The following is a 16926-nucleotide window of genomic DNA, read 5'->3' on the forward strand; positions in this document are numbered from 1 at the left end:
GCATCGGACTGAAAGGCTCCTGCAATTTTTTATCTGCGTCGTTTCTTTCTCTATAGGTGTTTGTTATCGTTCGGCGGTGGATCCGTCGATGTCATAAAGAGAGCGCAAAGAAGATGAGAGGATGTTGGGGAAAATACGTGCTGACCGGTATCGTCATTGCCATTCTGGCCGGGTGCCAATCCAAACCTACCGATCGCGGGCAGCAATATAAGGACGGACACCTCAACCAGCCTTTGGAACTGGTGAATGAGCCGAATGCCGCGGGCAAACCGGTCAACGCCAGGGATTTCGTCACCCAGGTCTCCGAAATCAGAGCCGCATCGCCGGGCCTGTATACCAGCAACAATAACACCTTTGACGCGATAGAACGCTGGATGATGTCGGGCGCCGATACCCGGGAACTGAGCCAGTTCGGTCTCAGCGCCTGGCAGATGGAGGGGGTGGACAACTTCGGCAACGTGCAGTTTACCGGCTATTACACCCCGGTGCTGCAAGCCCGCCATACCCGTCAGGGGGAGTTCCGCTATCCGCTGTATGCCATGCCTTCCCGCGGCAAGAAAAACCGTCGCCTGCCGGATCGGGCGTCAATTTATTCCGGCGCGTTGGACGAGAGACTGGTTCTGGCATGGTCCAACTCGCTGCTGGATAACTTTATGATGGAAGTGCAGGGCAGCGCCTATATTGATTTCGGCGACGGCCGCCCGCTGACGTTCTTCGGCTATGCCGGCAAGAACGGCCATGCCTACCGCAGTATCGGCAAGGTGCTGATCGACCGCGGCGAAGTGGCACGGGAAGAGATGTCGATGCAGGCGATCCGTAAATGGGCCGAACGGCACTCCGAGTACGACGTCCGCGAACTGCTGGAACAGAATCCCTCCTTTGTGTTCTTTAAACCGATGATGACGTCGCCGGTGAAGGGGGCGAGCGCGGTACCGCTGGTGGCTAAGGCCTCGGTGGCCTCCGATCGCTCGCTGATCCCCGCCGGCACGGCGCTGCTGGCGGAGGTGCCTTTACTGGATAATGAAGGGAAGTTCACCGGCAAATACGAGATGCGTCTGATGGTGGCGCTGGATGTCGGCGGGGCGATCAAAGGCCAGCACTTCGATATTTATCAGGGCATCGGGCATGAAGCCGGTCACGCGGCGGGGTTCTATAACCACTATGGCCGGGTATGGGTATTGAAAAATACTCAAAGCAATGGAATGTTATTCAGCGCCTCTCAGGGCGGTCAAACAATAAATAACAATAGTTCAGGGCCGCTGCTGGTTAATAATTCAGCGCAATAATGACTCCGCCTAAGCTCTCTCAGGGGAATCGCCCCTGAGAGAGTAATTTTTAGCGTTTGTTTTAACTCTTGGTTAAGTTTTATTTATTATTTCTTTAATTCCCTTCATCCTTTGCGTTTTTTTGGCTAAACAAATACAGTAAATTCGCTTTGAAAAAATGAACCAAATGGTAATATCCTCTGCGGCATTATATTAACTCGAACGATATCTTTCCAAGCTAAAACCTCTTCTTTCTTATAGAGGCGGGATTTTAGTGTCGATAAATTCGTAAATGCCTATCTGGTTTATTTTCGCTATTTATTTTTTTACTCTTATATAACATTTCGGGGAAAATGATGAAATTAAAATTATTGACGACTGCCATAGCTTCTTTAATCAGTATTAATGCGCTGGCGGTAACCATTGATTATCGCCATGAGTTTAAAGATACCGCCAAAGCCGATCATCGAGATCGCCTGTTAATCTCCAACCGTTTCGCCAATGGTTTCGGTTTGTCCGTCGAAGCCCGATGGGCCCAGCACAACAACGACGACACGCCGAACAAGCCGTTCAACGAGACGGTGAGCAACGGCACCGAGGTGATTGCCAGCTATCTGTATAAATTTAACGATACCTTCTCCCTGGAGCCGGGATTATCTTTGGATTCCACCTCCAGCTATAATAGCTATCGTCCTTATTTGCGCGGTAAAGCCAATATTACCAGCGACTGGGCGGTCAGTTTGCGCTATCGTCCTTATTATAAGCGCATCAGCAGTAATATCGGTACAACGGGATCAACCTCGGAGAATGGCTACAATCTTACCGCGGTGGTCAGCTATTCTTTCCTGAAAGATTTTCAGGCGGAGTATGAACTGGATTATCAAAAAGCAAATTCCGCCAGAGTAAAACTGTCGGATAATGAAAACTACAGTCTCGCCCATGATTTAAAAGTGTCTTATAAATGGGATAAAAACTGGCGGCCTTACGTCGCGTTGGCGAATGTGCCTGAGTCCGGCACTACCGATAATCGTCAAACGCGTTATCGCGTCGGGGTGCAATATAACTTCTAATAGGGTTATAGCATTAATGGTTTCCGGCGATAAAATCGAGCCGTCTGATATTCAGACGGCTTTTTCACATGATTAAATTAACGCGGAAATTAAATTTTAAAGCCGTATTTGGCGCTTAATCCCAATTCGTTGACAATGCGCACGCCGGTTTGCAGCGCCTCGCCCTGCAAATCCCGCAGCGGCCGGCGCAGGCTGCCCGCCGGCAAGCCGACCGCCTTCATCAGCGATTTTACCGCCACCGGGTTGATCGCCGAATAGGTATAGTGCAGCAGCGGCAGCAGGTGCTGATAGGCCGCGCGAAAGCGTTCCGCGTCGGCACCGTCTTTCCACTGCCGGGAGATCTCCGCCAGCTCCGCCGGCGCGATGTTGCCGGTCATATTGGCGGTGCCGTGCCCGCCCAGCGACATGGTCGGCACCACCAGACCGAGGTTCGGCGAGTCGCAGCACATGACGGAAACGTCCGGATTGCCCGCCAGAACCTGGGCGACCTGACCGACGCGCGTGGTGGACTCTTTATGAATCACGTAGTTCGGGTGCTTAAAGATGCGCAGCAGCGAGGTCCAGTGCAGGTCGGTTTTCACCCGCGGCGGATTATTATAAATCCCTAACGGCAGGTCGGTGGCGTCGGCGATCTCCAGAAAGTAGTTTTCGATGTCGCTTTCGCTGGCGCAAATGTAGGCCGGCGCGGCGATAATGGCGCCGTCCGCGCCGTTATCCTTGGCGTAGCGCACGTAATCGATGGTGGTATCGGTATTATTGCCGGTGCAGCCGTAGAACAGCTTCATTTTATCGGTGCCGTATTGCGTGGTGCGGCGGATAATCTCTTTTCTCTCTTCCGCGGAAAGCATGGAGACTTCCCCGGTCGACCCCATGATTAATACGGCGGCGGTGCCGTGGTCTTCCTGAAATTTCAATAAGGTTTCAAACGCCCCGAAGTCGACGCTGCCGTCTTCATTAAATGGGGTGATCAGGGCGACGAACGACCCGGTGATTTTTTCTCTACTCATCTCTCTTTCCTGCCTGTTTAGTCATATACGGATAAATACGCATCAGGATTGCAGCGGCTCGGCGATAAAGCCCGCCTCGACAAAACGCAATAGATGCGCCAGAACGCGATCGTCGTCGCTGTTGTCGCACAGCCCTTTGGATAGCAGCGCCAGACGGCCGGAGCGCGGATCCGCATCGGTCAGTACGTGCATCGCCGCGCCGCGGGCGAATTCATAGCGCCAGATAATCTCCTCGCGGGATAATTCAGGCAGCGCGCGGGAAAACGCATCGATAAAACGGTGAGCCGTGTGGTCGAACTGGGCGGAAAGCAGGGCGGTTACCCCCAGCCCCGGCGTGGCGCGCAGATGTTGCAGCAGACGAACCACGATGCGTCCGCCGTCGGGGGTGCGGGCCGTCTTGACCAGCGGACGCAACAGCGCATCCAGCAGCGCGGCGACGGGCGGGACGGCGCCGTAAGTCTGCTCCACCTCATCCAGCAGGCGCGTCCTTTCCTCATTCAACGGCCCGAGAACCGCATCCAGCACGGCGCGCAGCAACCCATCCTTGGAGCCGAAGTAATAATTCACCGCCGCCAGATTGACGTTGGTGGCCTCGGTAATTTCACGAATGGTCGTCAGTTCGCTGCCTTTGCAGGCAAAGATGGTGATCGCTTCCCGCAGGATGCGCTGCTTGATGTCCGCCTCTTTCTCTTGGCTCTGTTGGTTGGTTTTCACTAAAGCCACCATGATTCATCCTTTTCGTGTTGTGGTTTAAGCCGGCCGCAGTTCCTGATAGACCAGCGTCGCCCAGTAGCGGATACCCAATGGAATCAACGCATCGTTAAAGTCGTAGTGCGGGGTGTGCAGATGGCGCACCTCCGCGTCGTCTTGCGCGCTGTTTCCCAGCATCATAAAAGCGCCGGGGCGCTGTTCCAGCATGTAGGAAAAATCCTCCGCCCCCAACAGCGGGGTCATCGCCGTGTTGACCTGCTCGGCGCCGACGACCTGCGCGGCGGCGGCGATCGCCAGCTCGGTGACCCGGGCGTCGTTAATCAGCGGCGGATACTGATGCTGGTAGCTCACCTCCGCCGTGGCGCCAAAGCCCTGGGCGGCGTGGCGCGCCAGTTCGCGCAGGCGCGTTTCCAGCAGCTGGCGCACCGCCGGGGAGTAGCTGCGTCCGGTGCCTTTCAGCGTTACCCGGTCGGGGATCACGTTGGGGGCATTGATATCGCCGCCCTGGATATGGCCGATGCTCAGTACGGCGGCTTCCATCGCCGGAACGTTGCGGCTGATAATGGTTTGCAGGGCGAGCATAAACTGTGCGGCGGGCAGGGTGGGGTCGATGGATAAATGCGCCCCTGAACCGCCGTGCCCGCCGGTGCCGTGAAAGGTTACCTGCCAGACGTCGCTGGCCGCCAGCATCGGGCCGCTGCGAATGGAAAAGCGGCCGGCGGCGATGCCGGGCTTATTGTGCAGGCCGAACAGCCGGTCGCAGGGAAAACGCGTCAGCAAGCCGTCGTTCAGCATGGCGGGCGCGCCGCCCAATCCTTCCTCCGCCGGCTGAAAAATAAAATGCACCGTGCCGGCGAAATCCGGGTGTTGCGCCAGATAGCGCGCGGCGCCGAGCAGCATGGTGGTGTGGCCGTCGTGGCCGCAGGCATGCATTTTCCCCGGATGCCGCGAGGCATAAGGCAGGCCGGTTTTTTCGCTGATGTACAGCGCGTCCATATCCGCCCGCAGGCCGATGCTCCCTGCGCCGGGGTAGCGGCCGCGCAGCGTGGCGACCACGCCGGTTCCGCCGATGCCGGTGGCGACGGAAAGCCCCCAGGCCGTCAGTTTTTCCGCCACCAGTTGAGCGGTGGCGAACTCTTCAAAGCCGATTTCCGGGTGCTGATGAATATGATGGCGGATGGCGATCAGCTCCGGTAAAAAGCGGCGAATGGCCGATTCCATCTCCCCTTGATCGACAAAGGTAAGGGTTGAGTCTGTCATTACGCGTTTCCTGTATGCGCCGGCGCTTAAAACGTGCCCGGATAGCTGCCGCCGTCGATAAGCAGATTTTGTCCGGTGATGTAGCCCGCCTGCGCCGCGCACAGAAAAGCGCAGGCGGCGCCGAACTCTTCCGGACGGCCGTAGCGTTTCGCGGTGCTGGCGGCGGCCCGCTCGCGCTGGATCTCGGCGAAGTCCCGGCCGCTTTGTTCCGACAGCGAGCGGATGTGCTGCCACTGCCCCTCGGTGTCGAAAATCCCCGGCAGAATATTATTAATGGTCACGTTGCGCTCAACGAGCGTACGGGACAGGCCGGCGACAAACCCGGTCAGCCCTGAACGGGCGCTGTTGGACAAGCCCAGTTCAAGCTGGGGAATTTTCACGCTGCGGGAGGTAATATTGACGATGCGGCCGAAACCGCGTTCGCTCATGCCGTCGACGGTCAGCCGGATCATCTCAATCGGCCCCAGCATCATGCTGTCGAGCGCCGCCAGCCAGTGTTCGCGCTGCCAGTGGCGGAAATCCCCCGGCGTCGGCCCGCTGGCGTTATTAATCAAAATATCGGGCCGGGGGCAGGCTTCCAGCGCGGCCTGGCGCCCGGCTTCGGTGGTAATGTCGGCGACGAAGGCGGCCGGGCGGTTGCCGGTCTGCTGATAAATGTCCTGCCGGGCGTCCTGCAGGGCGCTCCCGCTGCGCGCCAGCAGCGTCACCTCGACCCCCTCCCGCGCCAGCTGCAATGCGGCGGCTTTGCCCAGCCCCCGGCTCGCGCCCCATACCAGCGCTTTTTTCCCCTGAATGCCAAGATCCATACCATTAAACCTCTTGAGTTAACCGTTCGCCCACCGTCGGCGCGGCGTTAGAGGGAATCCGCCGTTGGCGCAGCGAGGTTTCCCGTTGTCCGCTTGGCACCGCGTCGATCAATTTGCGGGTGTAAGGGTGCTGCGGCTGGTGCCAGATACTGTAATGGTCGCCGCTTTCCACGCAGCGCCCGTCCTGCATCACCATCACCCGGTCGGCGATATAGCGCACCACGGCGAGATCGTGAGAAATAAACAGCAGCGAGAGTCCCATTTCATTCTTCAATTCAACCAGCAGGTTGAGGATTTGCGCCTGAATGGAGACATCAAGGGCGGAAACGGGCTCATCGCAAATCACCAGTGACGGCCGCACCACCAGCGCCCTGGCGATGCCGATGCGCTGGCGCTGGCCGCCGGAAAATTCATGCGGATAGCGCTCCAGGCTGCTTTGCGGCAGTCCGACGCGCTCAATAATGTCGCGTATTGCCCGCCGGCGTTCGACGCGGTTGCCGAGACCGTGCACGATCAGCGGAGTTTCAAGAATATGGCCGATATCGTGGCGCGGATTGAGCGAGGCGTAGGGATCCTGAAATACCATCTGCACCTGACGGCGCAGCGCTTGCAGGCGTGACTCTTTCAGACGGGTGATCTCCTGGCCGTCAAGAATGATCTGGCCTTGCGTCGGCGGCAGCAGGCGCAGGATGGTTTTCGACAGGGTGGACTTGCCGCAGCCGGACTCGCCCACCAGACCCAGCGTTTCTCCGGGATAGATATCCAGCGAGACGTCGTCCACCGCGGCGACGGCGCCCTGCGGCGTCGGATATTCGGTGCGGATATGGCGCAGCGACAGCAACGGCCGGCCGCTGCGATCCGGAATGCGTTCGGGCAGCGGCGGCGGGGTGAACAGGGAGAACGCGGTTTCATCGCCCTGCGTGTGGTGGTGGATCTCCGCCAGCCGCGCGGTGTGGTAATGCGCTTCCCCCTCCATATGCAGCGAAGTGGCCAGCAGCCCCTGGGTGTAGCGGTGCGCGGGGGCGGCGAACAGCTGCGCCGTCGGCGCTTCCTCCACTTTTTGCCCGGCGTACATCACGGCAACGCGGTCGGCCCACTGCGCCACTAGGCCGAGATCGTGGGTAATCAGCAGCAGGCTCATGGAAAGCTCATGGCGCAGATTATCCAGCAGTTCCAGAATTTGCGCCTGAATGGTGACGTCCAGCGCGGTGGTCGGTTCATCGGCGATCAACAGCCGCGGCTGGCAGGCGACCGCCATGGCGATCATTACCCGCTGACGCTGCCCACCGGACAGGTTGTGCGGGAAATCGTCCACGCGGCGGGCGGGGTCGGGAATTTTTACCAGATCCAGCAGTTCGACGGCTCTGGCCCGCGCGGCAGCGGTGGACAGATTTTCGTGCACTTGCAGGGTTTCGCTGATCTGCCGGCCGATGGATAACACCGGGTTGAGCGAGGTCATCGGCTCCTGAAAGATCATCGAGATGGCGTTGCCGCGCAGCCGGCGCATCTGGCGGTCCGGCAGCGTGAGCAGATCCCGGCCTTCGAACAGAACGAGCCCGCTGATGCGGCCGGGTTCGGACACCAGCCGCATCAGCGCCAGCGCGGTGGCGGATTTGCCGCAGCCCGACTCCCCCACCAGCGCCAGCGTCTCGCCGGCGTTGATGGTCAGATTCAGCCCGCGCACGGCCTGATGCCCCGGAAAGGCGACGCGTAAATCCTGGATCTCCAGCAGCGGCTTCATACGTCTCTCCCCCGCAGGCGCGGATTCAAGGCATCGTTCAGGGCGTCGCCCACCAGATTCAGCGACAGCACGGTCAGCACCAGTACGGTGCCGGGCAGCACGGTGAGAAACCACTCGGTACGCAGTGACTCGCGGCCGGCGCCGATCATGCTGCCCCAGCTCACCCGGTTCGGATCGCCGAAGCCGAGAAACGACAGCGCCGATTCGATCAGAATGGCCGACGCCACCATCACCGATGTGGTGACGATAATCGAGGGCAGGGCGTTGGGCAGCATCTCCTGAAAAATAATGCGCAGGCTGGAAAAGCCCTGGCTGCGCGCGGCCATCACAAAATCGCTTTCCCGCAGCGAACGGAATTCGGAACGCACCAGACGGGCGATGGTCGGCCATGACGCAATGCCGATAGCCACGGAAATCAGCCCGACGGAAGGGCTGCCGATGGCGACCAGCACCACCACCAGCAGAAAGGTCGGGAAGGTCTGGAACAGTTCGGTAATGTGCACCAGCACATCGTCTATCCGCCCGCCGAAATAACCGGCGAGGGCGCCCACCAGGGTGCCGATCAGCAGGCTGACGATTACCGCGGAGAAACCGATCTGCAGCGAAACCTGCGAGCCGTGGACGATGCCGGCGGCGACGTTCCGCCCCAGCGAGTCGGTTCCCAGCGGAAACTGGGCGTCTTCCCCCGGCCACAGAAAGGGCTGGGCCACCATATCCAGCGGATCGCCGGGATAGATAAGCGACGCGCAGGCGGCCATCAGAAACACGATAAGCAGTAACAGTAAACCGCACATCCCCGCCGGATTGCGGATAAACGCGCGGATTTCCGGCGACGGGCGCCAGGGCGTTTTCAATGGCGTGGCCGCCGCGGCCCCGTTCCCCTCGGGGGAGACTTTGTCAGGGACAGTGTTATTCATAATCAGCGAACCTTAATACGCGGATCGAGCCAGGATTGCAGTAAGTCCACCAGCACGTTCGCCAGAATGACCAGAAACGCCGACAGCAGCAGCACGCCGAGCAGCACGTTGAAATCGCGCGCCATCACGGCTTCCAGCGCCAGACGTCCCAGCCCCGGCCAGCTGAATACGGTTTCCACCACGGCGGCGCCGCCCAGCAGGTTGCCGAAATGCATGCCGGCCACGGTGGTGATGGGCAGCAGGGCGCAGCGTAAAATATGGCGAACGGTGACCAGCAACGGCGCCAGCCCTTTGGCATGGGCGGTGCGCACAAAATCCTGCTGGGCGATTTCCAGCATCGCCGCGCGGGTCAGACGCGCATAGATGGCGATAAAAAAGCTGCTGAGCGCCACTATCGGCAGGACGGCATGCCGCAGCATGTCCTGGAGATGCGCCCAGCCGGTCAGATTGGCGCCGATGGTCATGTTCCCCCCACTCGGCAGCCAGTCGAGGTGGACGGAAAACAGGATCAGGGCCATCAGGCCGATCCAGAATCCGGGAGTGGAATAGAGCAGCAGCGCCAACAGCGAGAGCAGCCGATCGGGCCATTTTCCCGCCCACACCGCCATCACGGCGCCCAGCAGAACGCCCACCACGATAGCCACCAGCTGCGACAGCAGCATCAGGAACAGCGTGCCGGGCAGGCGGGACATGATCAGCTCCATCACCGGCGCGTTGTAGCGCGGCGAAAAGCCGAGGCTGAACTGCGCCAGGTTGCTCAGGTAGGCGTACAGCTGTTGCAGAATGGGCAGATCGAGGCCGAACTGGGTGCGCATATGGGCCATGGTGGCTTCGGTCGCGCTGCCCGACTCGCCGGCCAGCACGTCGACCGCATCCCCCGGCACCAGCTGCAGCAGGAAAAACACCAGAATGACGATGCCGATCGCCGTCGGCAGCGCGTGGAGCAGCGTGCGTCGCAATACGCGCCCGATTCGTTCTAATCTATTCATCACTCACCTTTATGAGGCTCCCCCCCGTGGCGGCGGGGGAGCATCGTTTTACTGATCCAGCCACACTTCGGCCAGGCTGCCGTTTACCCCCTGAATATCGGTCAGGTGGTTGTGTACCCGCTTGTTGTAAATGGTCAGGCGTTTAATCTGCAGCAGGTTAAGGTCCGGCAGCTCGACTTCGACGATGCGCTGGAACTGTTTATACAATTCGGCGCGTTTGGCCGGATCGATCTCCACCGCGGCCTGTTCCAGCAAACGGTCCACTTCCGGGTTGTGGTAGTGAGATCCGTTGCCGAAGGGTACGCCGGGCTTAAAGGACTGCGACCAGTAGAGACGCTGTACGCCTACCGCCGGATCGAACAGGTTGGAAATGGAGTGGTTGGTAAAATCGAAGTCGCGATCGGTATAAACGCGCTTGATATAGGTGGCGAAATCCTGTGAGCGAATGGTGACGTCGATACCGACCTTCGCCAGGGCGGATTTAACGTATTCGGCCACGCGCTTAAAGCCGTCGCCGTAAGGCAGGTAGTCATGGGTCAGCTTAAAGCGGATGCCGTTCGCCTGTTTGGGAAAGCCCGCCTCGTCCAGCAGGGCGTTGGCCTTGGCGATATCGAAACCATAGGGGGACGGCGTGCCGTCATGGAATTGCGCCAGCTCCGGGGTAATCGGCGTCGGCGAGCTTACCGCGTAGCCGTACCACACCACGTTTTTCAGTACGTCGCGGTTAATACTGTGGGCGATCGCCTGGCGGACTTTCAGGTGTTTCAGGTAGCTATTATCCAGATTGAATTCGATGCGGGTTTGCGTCGGCCCGTAGCCATAGCCGCCGGTTTCAATACCCAGCTTGCTGTTCTTCTCGATGCGTCCGATTTCGCTTAACGGCACCGGCGATTCGCTGCCGAGGTCGAGCGCGCCGGTTTCAAACGCAATGGTGCGCGTGGCGGCGTCGGGAATAAATTTCACCACCAGCTTGTCAATATAGGGTTTGGGCTGATCCCAATATTGCGGGTTGCGTTCGTAAATGATATGGCTGCCGCGCACCCATTCCTTAAAGACGTAGGGGCCGGTGCCGACCGGCGCGGTATTGTGCGGATTGCTGCGAATATCGGTGCCTTCATACAGGTGCTTCGGCACGATGGGGGCTTCATTCGCCGAGAAGGCGCTCAATAAATAGGGCGCCGGCTGCGACAGTTCAACCACCGCGGTATAGGGATCGGGGGTTTTCACGTCGGTGACGCTGGCGAAGGTTCCCTGGCCGCGTGAATTATATTGTCTGACCGCCAGTATGGAGAAGGCGACGTCCGCGGAGGTGAAATCCTTGCCGTCGTGCCATTTCACGCCCTGGCGCAGATGAAAGGTATACTGCTTGCCGTCCGGGCTGATCGACCAACTGGTGGCCAAGGCGGGAACCGGCTTCAGGTCGAAGTCATAATTAAGCAACCCTTCGATGACCTTGGAATTGACCTTGAGAATGGGGCCGGCGGTATTGATCAGCGTGGTCAGCACCGGCGGTTCCGGCTCGACCAGAAAATTAAGGGTTCCGCCGCGTTTGGGCGTGGGGTCTGCTGCCTGGCCGTGTAGACTGAATAGCGAAGAAGCTATTACCAATATTGATAAAAGTGCATGTTTTTTCATCTTTCCCATCCGTATCGGAGCGTGGATTCTGCGTTTTTATTTTCTATCGCGACCGTATCCCAACGACCGTTTTAAACGAACGTTTAAATTCGGATAAGCAATCTCGAATTACGCATAAATCATTGGCGACGCCGGCGATTGGGCAAGGCGCGGATTCAGGCTATTATATAGTTCGCTAACTACTACCATGAGGTCGTCATGTCGATTAAACGTTATCCACACCTGGCTCACTGGGGCGCGTTTACCGCCGTTGTTGAAGACGGAAAATTGATTCGCTGCGAGCCATTCGCGGGCGACCCTTCACCTTCTCCCATGCTCGACTCCATTGTTCCGCTGGTCTATTCGGAACGCCGCATCCGGCGGCCCGCGGTGCGTCGCTCCTGGCTGCAGCAGCGTGAAAAGAGCGATGGTTCGCTGCGCGGCAAAGAAGACTTTGTCGAGGTCGACTGGGACGTGGCGCTCGACCTGGTGGCGGAGGAAAACCGCCGTATCCGCGATCGCTACGGCGCCGACGGGCTGTTTGCCGGTTCCTACGGCTGGTCTTCCGCCGGACGCTTTCACCATGCCCGCTCCCAGGTGCGCCGGTTTTACTTTTCCGGCGGCGGCGCGGTGGACCAACTGGGCAACTACAGCTGGGGAGCGGCGCAGTTTTTCCTGCCGTATGTCATCGGCACCTTCCATCCGCTGACCGGCAAGGTGACCGAGTGGCGCAGCGTCGCCGAACACTGCGATATTTTTCTCGCCTTTGGCGGCCTGGCGCTGAAAAACGCCCAGGTGGCCTCCGGCGGCGCGGGGCACCATACGCTGCGGCCGGCGCTGGAAAAGCTGGTGGCGAAGGGCATTCCGGTGATCAATATCAGCCCGATGCGCGATGACTGCCCGGCGTTCGTCAATGCGGAGTGGATCCCCATCCGCCCGAATACCGATGTGGCGCTGATGCTGGCGCTGGGGTATGAGATCCAGCGCCTGGGGGCCGACGACAAGGATTTCCTGCAACGTTACTGCGTCGGCTATGAGCAACTGACGGACTATCTTGGCGGCCGTAGCGACGGCACGGCGAAAACGCCGGCCTGGGCCAGCGCCATTACCGGCATTCCGGCGGCGCGCATCGAGCGGCTGGCGCGGCAGTTGATCGGCGTGCGCAGCTTTATCACCTGCTCCTACTCCGTTCAGCGGGCGCATCGGGGCGAACAGCCTTATTGGATGATGATCGCCCTGTCGTCGATGCTGGGGCAGGTCGGGCTGCCGGGCGGCGGTTTCTCGTTCGGCCACGGATCGATGAACAGCGTCGGCAACGAACGTATCGCCACCCCGGCGCCGGCGTCGCCTTCCCACCCGAATCCCGGGCGGTCGATCCCGGTGGCGCGCATCGCCGATATGCTGTTGCATCCCGGTCAGCCCTATACCTTTCAGGGGGAAACGCATCACTACCCCGACATTCATTTGATTCACTGGGCCGGGGGCAATCCTTTCCATCACCACCAGCAGTTGAACCGGCTGGTGGAGGGGTGGAGCAAGCCCGACACGGTGGTGGTGCAGGATATCGTCTGGACGCCGGCGGCGCGGATGGCGGATATCGTGCTGCCGGTGACCACCACTCTGGAGCGCAACGATATCGGCGGCTCTTCCCGCGATCGCTTTATTTTCGCCATGCATCAGGCCATCGCCCCGCGGCATCAGGCGCGCCATGATTTCGACATCTTCAGCGAACTGGCGCAGCGGCTGGGCTATGGGGACGCTTTCACCCAAAACCGCAGCGAGCGGGAGTGGCTGACCACGCTCTATGACGAGTGCCGCGCCAGACAGCAAGAGGCCGCGCAATCCTGGCCGTCGTTTGACGAGTTCTGGCGGCAAGGGCACGTCGAGATCCCGATGGACGACAAGCCGTTCGTGTTCTTTGAGGATTTCCGCCGCGATCCGCAGCAGCATGCGCTGCAAACGCCCAGCGGTAAAATCGAACTGTTCAGTTCCACCATCGCCGGGTATGACTACCCCGACTTTGCGCCGCATCCCGAATGGCGGCCGCCGGTTGAATGGCTGGGGGCGTCGGCCACGCAAACCTGGCCGCTGCACTTTATTTCCATTCAGCCTGGCGATCGGCTGCACAGCCAACTGGCGACGACGCCCCAGGTCGAAGCGAATAAAACCGCGGGCCGGGAGACGCTCTATATGCATCCGCAGGATGCGGCGGCGCGCGGCATCAACGAGGGTTTCCAGGTGGAAGTCAGCAACGATCGCGGGCGTATTTATGCCGGCGTGCGGATCACCGACGGCGTGACGCCGGGGGTGGTGATTATGGCTACCGGCGCCTGGTTCGATCCCGGTTTCGGCCAAAAAGAGTGGCACCCGGTCGAGCAGTCGGGGAACGCGAACGTGCTGACGCTGGATATCGGCACCTCCTCCTTGACGCAGGGGCCGAACGCCATGAGCTGCCTGGTGGAGGTGGCGCCGGTTTAGGGGTATCCTGTGGCGTTTTTATTTTCCCGATTTAAAGGTTGGCAGCAATGAGTACGCAATTATCCGAAGCCTATCTACAGCGTTTCGGCGGCACCGCGCGTTTATACGGTCGGCAGGCGCTGGCGCTGTTTTCTCAGGCGCATGTCTGCGTGATAGGCATCGGCGGGGTGGGGTCATGGGCGGCGGAAGCGCTGGCCCGCACCGGCATCGGCGCCATCACCCTGATTGATATGGATGACGTGTGCGTCAGTAACACCAACCGGCAGATCCATGCGCTGCGCCAGCATACCGGGCAGGCGAAAACCGAGGTGATGGCCGAACGCATTCTGGCCATCAATCCTGAATGCAGGGTGACCTGCGTGGATGATTTTATCAGCGCCGAGAATGTCGCGGCGCTGCTCGACGGCGATTTCAGCTACGTGATCGACGCCATTGACAGCGTGCGCCCCAAAGCCGCGCTGCTCTCCTACTGCCGGCGTTACAAGATCCCGGTGGTGACCACGGGGGGCGCCGGCGGACAGATTGATCCGACGCGTATCGCGGTGGCCGATCTGGCAAAAACCATTCAGGATCCGCTGGCGGCCAAACTGCGCGAGCGGCTGAAGCACGACTTTAACGTGGTGAAAAACAGCAAGGGCAAGCTGGGGATAGACTGTGTGTTTTCCAGCGAGCCGCTGGTTTATCCGCAGCCCGACGGCTCGGTTTGCGCCTCGCGCGGCAGCGCCGAAGGGGTGAAACGCATGGACTGCGCCTCCGGTTTCGGCGCCGCGACCATGGTGACGGCGACGTTCGGTTTTGTTGCCGTTTCCCACGCGCTGAAGAAGATGATGGCGAAAGAGGCGCGCCGGTCAGGGGAATAATCCACGCTGTTCCATCCGTGGTTTTTGGCGTCGGCCGACGTAAAAATCAACCCTGTTCCGCAATCGCCCGCACCCTGGCGGCCAGCGCCGCCAGGCCGCTGGAGCGGGAGGCGCTGAGCTGCGCGCGCAGCCCCAGGACGTCGAACAGCGCCAGCGGATCTTCCTCAAGCAGCGCCTGCGCGGTTTTCCCCTCCGCGGCGGTCAACAACACCGCCAGCAAACCGCGCACGATGCGCCCGTCGCTGTCGCCGTAAAAGTGCAGCGTGCCGTCTTCCTGACGCTGATAACCCAGCCAGACCTGATTTTCGCAGCCGGTCAGCGCGATATCTTCGCTTTTTAACCTTTCCGGCAGGGCGGGAAGCTGTTTGGCCAGTAAAATAAGCTGCCGGTAGCGTTCCTCCCATGAACGACAGGCGTCGAAACGCGTTTTCAGGTCGGCGGCGCTAATCTGGCGGCCGAACGGATGAGGGGAGAGTGTTATCGTCGTCATGGTGATACCGCTTAATCCGTAAGTAATTCAAGCGCCGCGCCGACGGCGGCAATCAGCGCATCAATATCCTGCTGATTATTATAAGGGGCAAACGACGCGCGCAGCGTGCCGTTGACGCCGAGCGCGGCCATTAACGGCTGGGCGCAATGATGGCCCGCCCGCAACGCCACGCCGCTCTCGGCCAGCAGCGTCACCAGATCGCTGTGGTGAACGCCGGCGAAATCGAAAGAGAGCACGCTCGAATCAGCGCAGCGGAAACTGCGAAAGCCGGGGAATTGCGCCAGCTGAATTTCCGCCTGCCGGGCCAGGTTCCGGCTGTGCCGTTCCGCCGCCGGCCAATCCTGTTGCGACAGCCACTGCAACGCGGCGGACAAACCGAGAACGCCGGCGATATGGGGCGTACCCGCCTCAAACCGCTGGGGGATCGCCTGGGGCGTAAATCCGTCAAAGGAGACCTGGGTCATCATTTTGCCGCCGCCCTGCCACGGGGTCATGCTTTCCAGCAGGGCCGTTTTGCCATACAGCGCGCCGAGGCCGGTGGGCGCATACAGCTTGTGGGCGGAGAAAGCATAAAAATCGATATCCAGCGCCTGAACATCGGGCGGGCTGTGCGCTATGCCCTGCGCGCCGTCCACCATCACCACCGCGCCGTACCTATGAGCCAGCTGAATGGCTTTTGCCAGATCGGGCATGCCGCCGGTGACGTTGGACATCTGCCCCAACGCCAGCAGGCGGGTTCTGGGGGTGAGCAAATCGGCGAGCCGGTCGATATCCGGTAATAGATCGGCGCCGATGGGCAGTTTCACCACGCGTGCGCCGGTTTGCTGCGCCACCATCAGCCAGGGGATCAGGTTGGCGTGGTGTTCCGCTTCGCTGACCAGGATCTCATCCCCCGCCCGCAGTCGCGGACGGGCGTAGCTTTGCGCCACCAGATTGATTGCCTCGGTGGTGCCTTTGGTCCAGACGACGGCGAGCGGATCCGCCGCATGAATAAGCGCGGCGACCTGTTGCCGCGTATGCTCAAAACGCTCTGTCAGCCGCTGCGCTGCGCGGTGCTGGCTGCGATGTACCGTGCCGCTTCCCTGGCGATAAAACTGTTGCACGGCGTCGATAACCGGCTGCGGTTTTAAGGTGGTGGCAGCACTGTCAAGGTATACGCCCGGCTGAATAAGCGCGGGGAAATGCTGGCGGAAAATTGTGGCGTTAAACCGTGTCATGAGCGTCCTCTTGTGGGAGTCAGATCCTGTCTCATTTTGATGGGGGAAACAAGTTTAGGACGATGCTTAGCGCCGCTTTGTGGAAAAATGAATAAATCTTGCTATGCTTTAAAATGTTAATGTTCAGGATTTCATGATGTACAGGGTTGATTGGAAAATATTTTTATCCATTGGGAGTTAATTATGAAGAATAAAATCTCTATTTTTGCCGCTATCGTAATGGCGTTTTCTTTAGCCGCCTGTTCCAGCAATTATGTCATTCATACCGACGACGGGCGCACCATCATTACCGACGGCAAACCTAAGGTTGATGATGATACCGGCTTGATTAGCTATACCGATGCCTACGGTCAGAATCAGCAGCTTAACCGCGCCAATGTTAAAGAAATAGCTGAAGCTAAATAGTTATCGCGGTCGTGGCGGGCAGGGATAGCCCGCCATAAAAAAACGCCGGGAGCGTTTTTAAACGTCGCCCTGCGACGGCCTGAAAGGTGGCGGGCA

15 protein-coding genes are annotated in these 16926 nt (G+C 59.6%); 5 read left to right on the forward strand and 10 right to left on the reverse strand.

Annotation, left to right across the window (positions count from 1 at the left end):
• Positions 1-113 precede the first annotated feature (113 nt).
• Together mltA and DDT56_RS14350 are read left to right on the forward strand one after the other, a co-directional pair.
• The gene (gene mltA / locus DDT56_RS14345; protein ID WP_136167119.1) at positions 114-1286 is read left to right on the forward strand and encodes a murein transglycosylase A; all 1173 of its coding nucleotides are present in this window, start codon (positions 114-116) and stop codon (positions 1284-1286) included.
• A gap of 335 nt (positions 1287-1621) precedes the next feature.
• Positions 1622-2335: an oligogalacturonate-specific porin KdgM family protein gene (locus DDT56_RS14350; protein ID WP_136167141.1), complete on the forward strand. Its 714-nt coding sequence runs from the start codon at positions 1622-1624 to the stop codon at positions 2333-2335.
• Between the two features lie 89 nt (positions 2336-2424).
• Here DDT56_RS14350 and DDT56_RS14355 read toward each other — a convergent pair whose 3' ends face one another.
• The 8 genes from DDT56_RS14355 to DDT56_RS14390 are packed head-to-tail and all read right to left on the reverse strand — an operon-like array spanning position 2425 to position 11401.
• Entirely contained in the window at positions 2425-3342 is a 918-nt protein-coding gene (locus tag DDT56_RS14355) for a 4-hydroxy-tetrahydrodipicolinate synthase family protein (protein ID WP_136167120.1), read from the reverse strand.
• 42 nt (positions 3343-3384) lie between these two features.
• Entirely contained in the window at positions 3385-4068 is a 684-nt protein-coding gene (locus DDT56_RS14360) for a TetR/AcrR family transcriptional regulator (RefSeq protein ID WP_136167121.1), read from the reverse strand.
• A gap of 24 nt (positions 4069-4092) precedes the next feature.
• Positions 4093-5313, reverse strand: a complete 1221-nt coding sequence (locus DDT56_RS14365) for a M20 aminoacylase family protein (protein ID WP_136167122.1) — start codon at positions 5311-5313, stop codon at positions 4093-4095.
• A 26-nt stretch (positions 5314-5339) separates the two neighbouring features.
• On the reverse strand, positions 5340-6119 hold the full coding sequence (locus DDT56_RS14370) for an SDR family oxidoreductase (RefSeq protein WP_136167123.1): 780 nt from the start codon (positions 6117-6119) through the stop codon (positions 5340-5342).
• A 4-nt stretch (positions 6120-6123) separates the two neighbouring features.
• Positions 6124-7860: an ABC transporter ATP-binding protein gene (locus DDT56_RS14375; protein ID WP_136167124.1), complete on the reverse strand. Its 1737-nt coding sequence runs from the start codon at positions 7858-7860 to the stop codon at positions 6124-6126.
• Positions 7857-8777, reverse strand: a complete 921-nt coding sequence (locus DDT56_RS14380) for an ABC transporter permease (protein ID WP_136167125.1) — start codon at positions 8775-8777, stop codon at positions 7857-7859. The genes DDT56_RS14375 and DDT56_RS14380 overlap by 4 nt, the downstream gene beginning before the upstream one ends.
• Before the next feature lie 2 nt (positions 8778-8779).
• Positions 8780-9766, reverse strand: a complete 987-nt coding sequence (locus tag DDT56_RS14385; RefSeq protein WP_136167126.1) for an ABC transporter permease — start codon at positions 9764-9766, stop codon at positions 8780-8782.
• Positions 9767-9814: 48 nt separating this feature from the next.
• Positions 9815-11401 (reverse strand): ABC transporter substrate-binding protein, encoded by a 1587-nt coding sequence (locus DDT56_RS14390; RefSeq protein WP_136167127.1) that lies wholly within the window; start codon positions 11399-11401, stop codon positions 9815-9817.
• A 198-nt stretch (positions 11402-11599) separates the two neighbouring features.
• On the opposite strand from DDT56_RS14390, the gene DDT56_RS14395 reads away from it, so the two are divergent.
• Positions 11600-13858, forward strand: coding sequence for a molybdopterin guanine dinucleotide-containing S/N-oxide reductase (locus DDT56_RS14395; RefSeq protein WP_136167128.1), 2259 nt, complete (start codon positions 11600-11602; stop codon positions 13856-13858).
• A 47-nt stretch (positions 13859-13905) separates the two neighbouring features.
• Positions 13906-14718, forward strand: coding sequence for a tRNA cyclic N6-threonylcarbamoyladenosine(37) synthase TcdA (gene tcdA / locus DDT56_RS14400; RefSeq protein ID WP_136167129.1), 813 nt, complete (start codon positions 13906-13908; stop codon positions 14716-14718).
• A gap of 46 nt (positions 14719-14764) precedes the next feature.
• On the opposite strand, the gene csdE is transcribed toward tcdA, so the two are convergent.
• Both csdE and csdA read right to left on the reverse strand, forming a co-directional pair.
• Positions 14765-15208: a cysteine desulfurase sulfur acceptor subunit CsdE gene (gene csdE, locus DDT56_RS14405; RefSeq protein ID WP_136167130.1), complete on the reverse strand. Its 444-nt coding sequence runs from the start codon at positions 15206-15208 to the stop codon at positions 14765-14767.
• An 11-nt stretch (positions 15209-15219) separates the two neighbouring features.
• The gene (gene csdA / locus DDT56_RS14410; protein ID WP_136167131.1) at positions 15220-16425 is read right to left on the reverse strand and encodes a cysteine desulfurase CsdA; all 1206 of its coding nucleotides are present in this window, start codon (positions 16423-16425) and stop codon (positions 15220-15222) included.
• A 183-nt stretch (positions 16426-16608) separates the two neighbouring features.
• Here csdA and DDT56_RS14415 point away from each other — a divergent pair, with 183 nt between their 5' ends.
• Positions 16609-16830 carry a YgdI/YgdR family lipoprotein gene (locus DDT56_RS14415; RefSeq protein WP_136167132.1) on the forward strand — a complete coding sequence of 74 codons (222 nt, stop codon included), beginning with the start codon at positions 16609-16611 and terminating at the stop codon, positions 16828-16830.
• Positions 16831-16926 lie beyond the last annotated feature (96 nt).

It is taken from the genome of Brenneria corticis, assembly GCF_003115855.1.
GTDB classification, from domain to species: Bacteria; Pseudomonadota; Gammaproteobacteria; order Enterobacterales; family Enterobacteriaceae; genus Brenneria; species Brenneria corticis.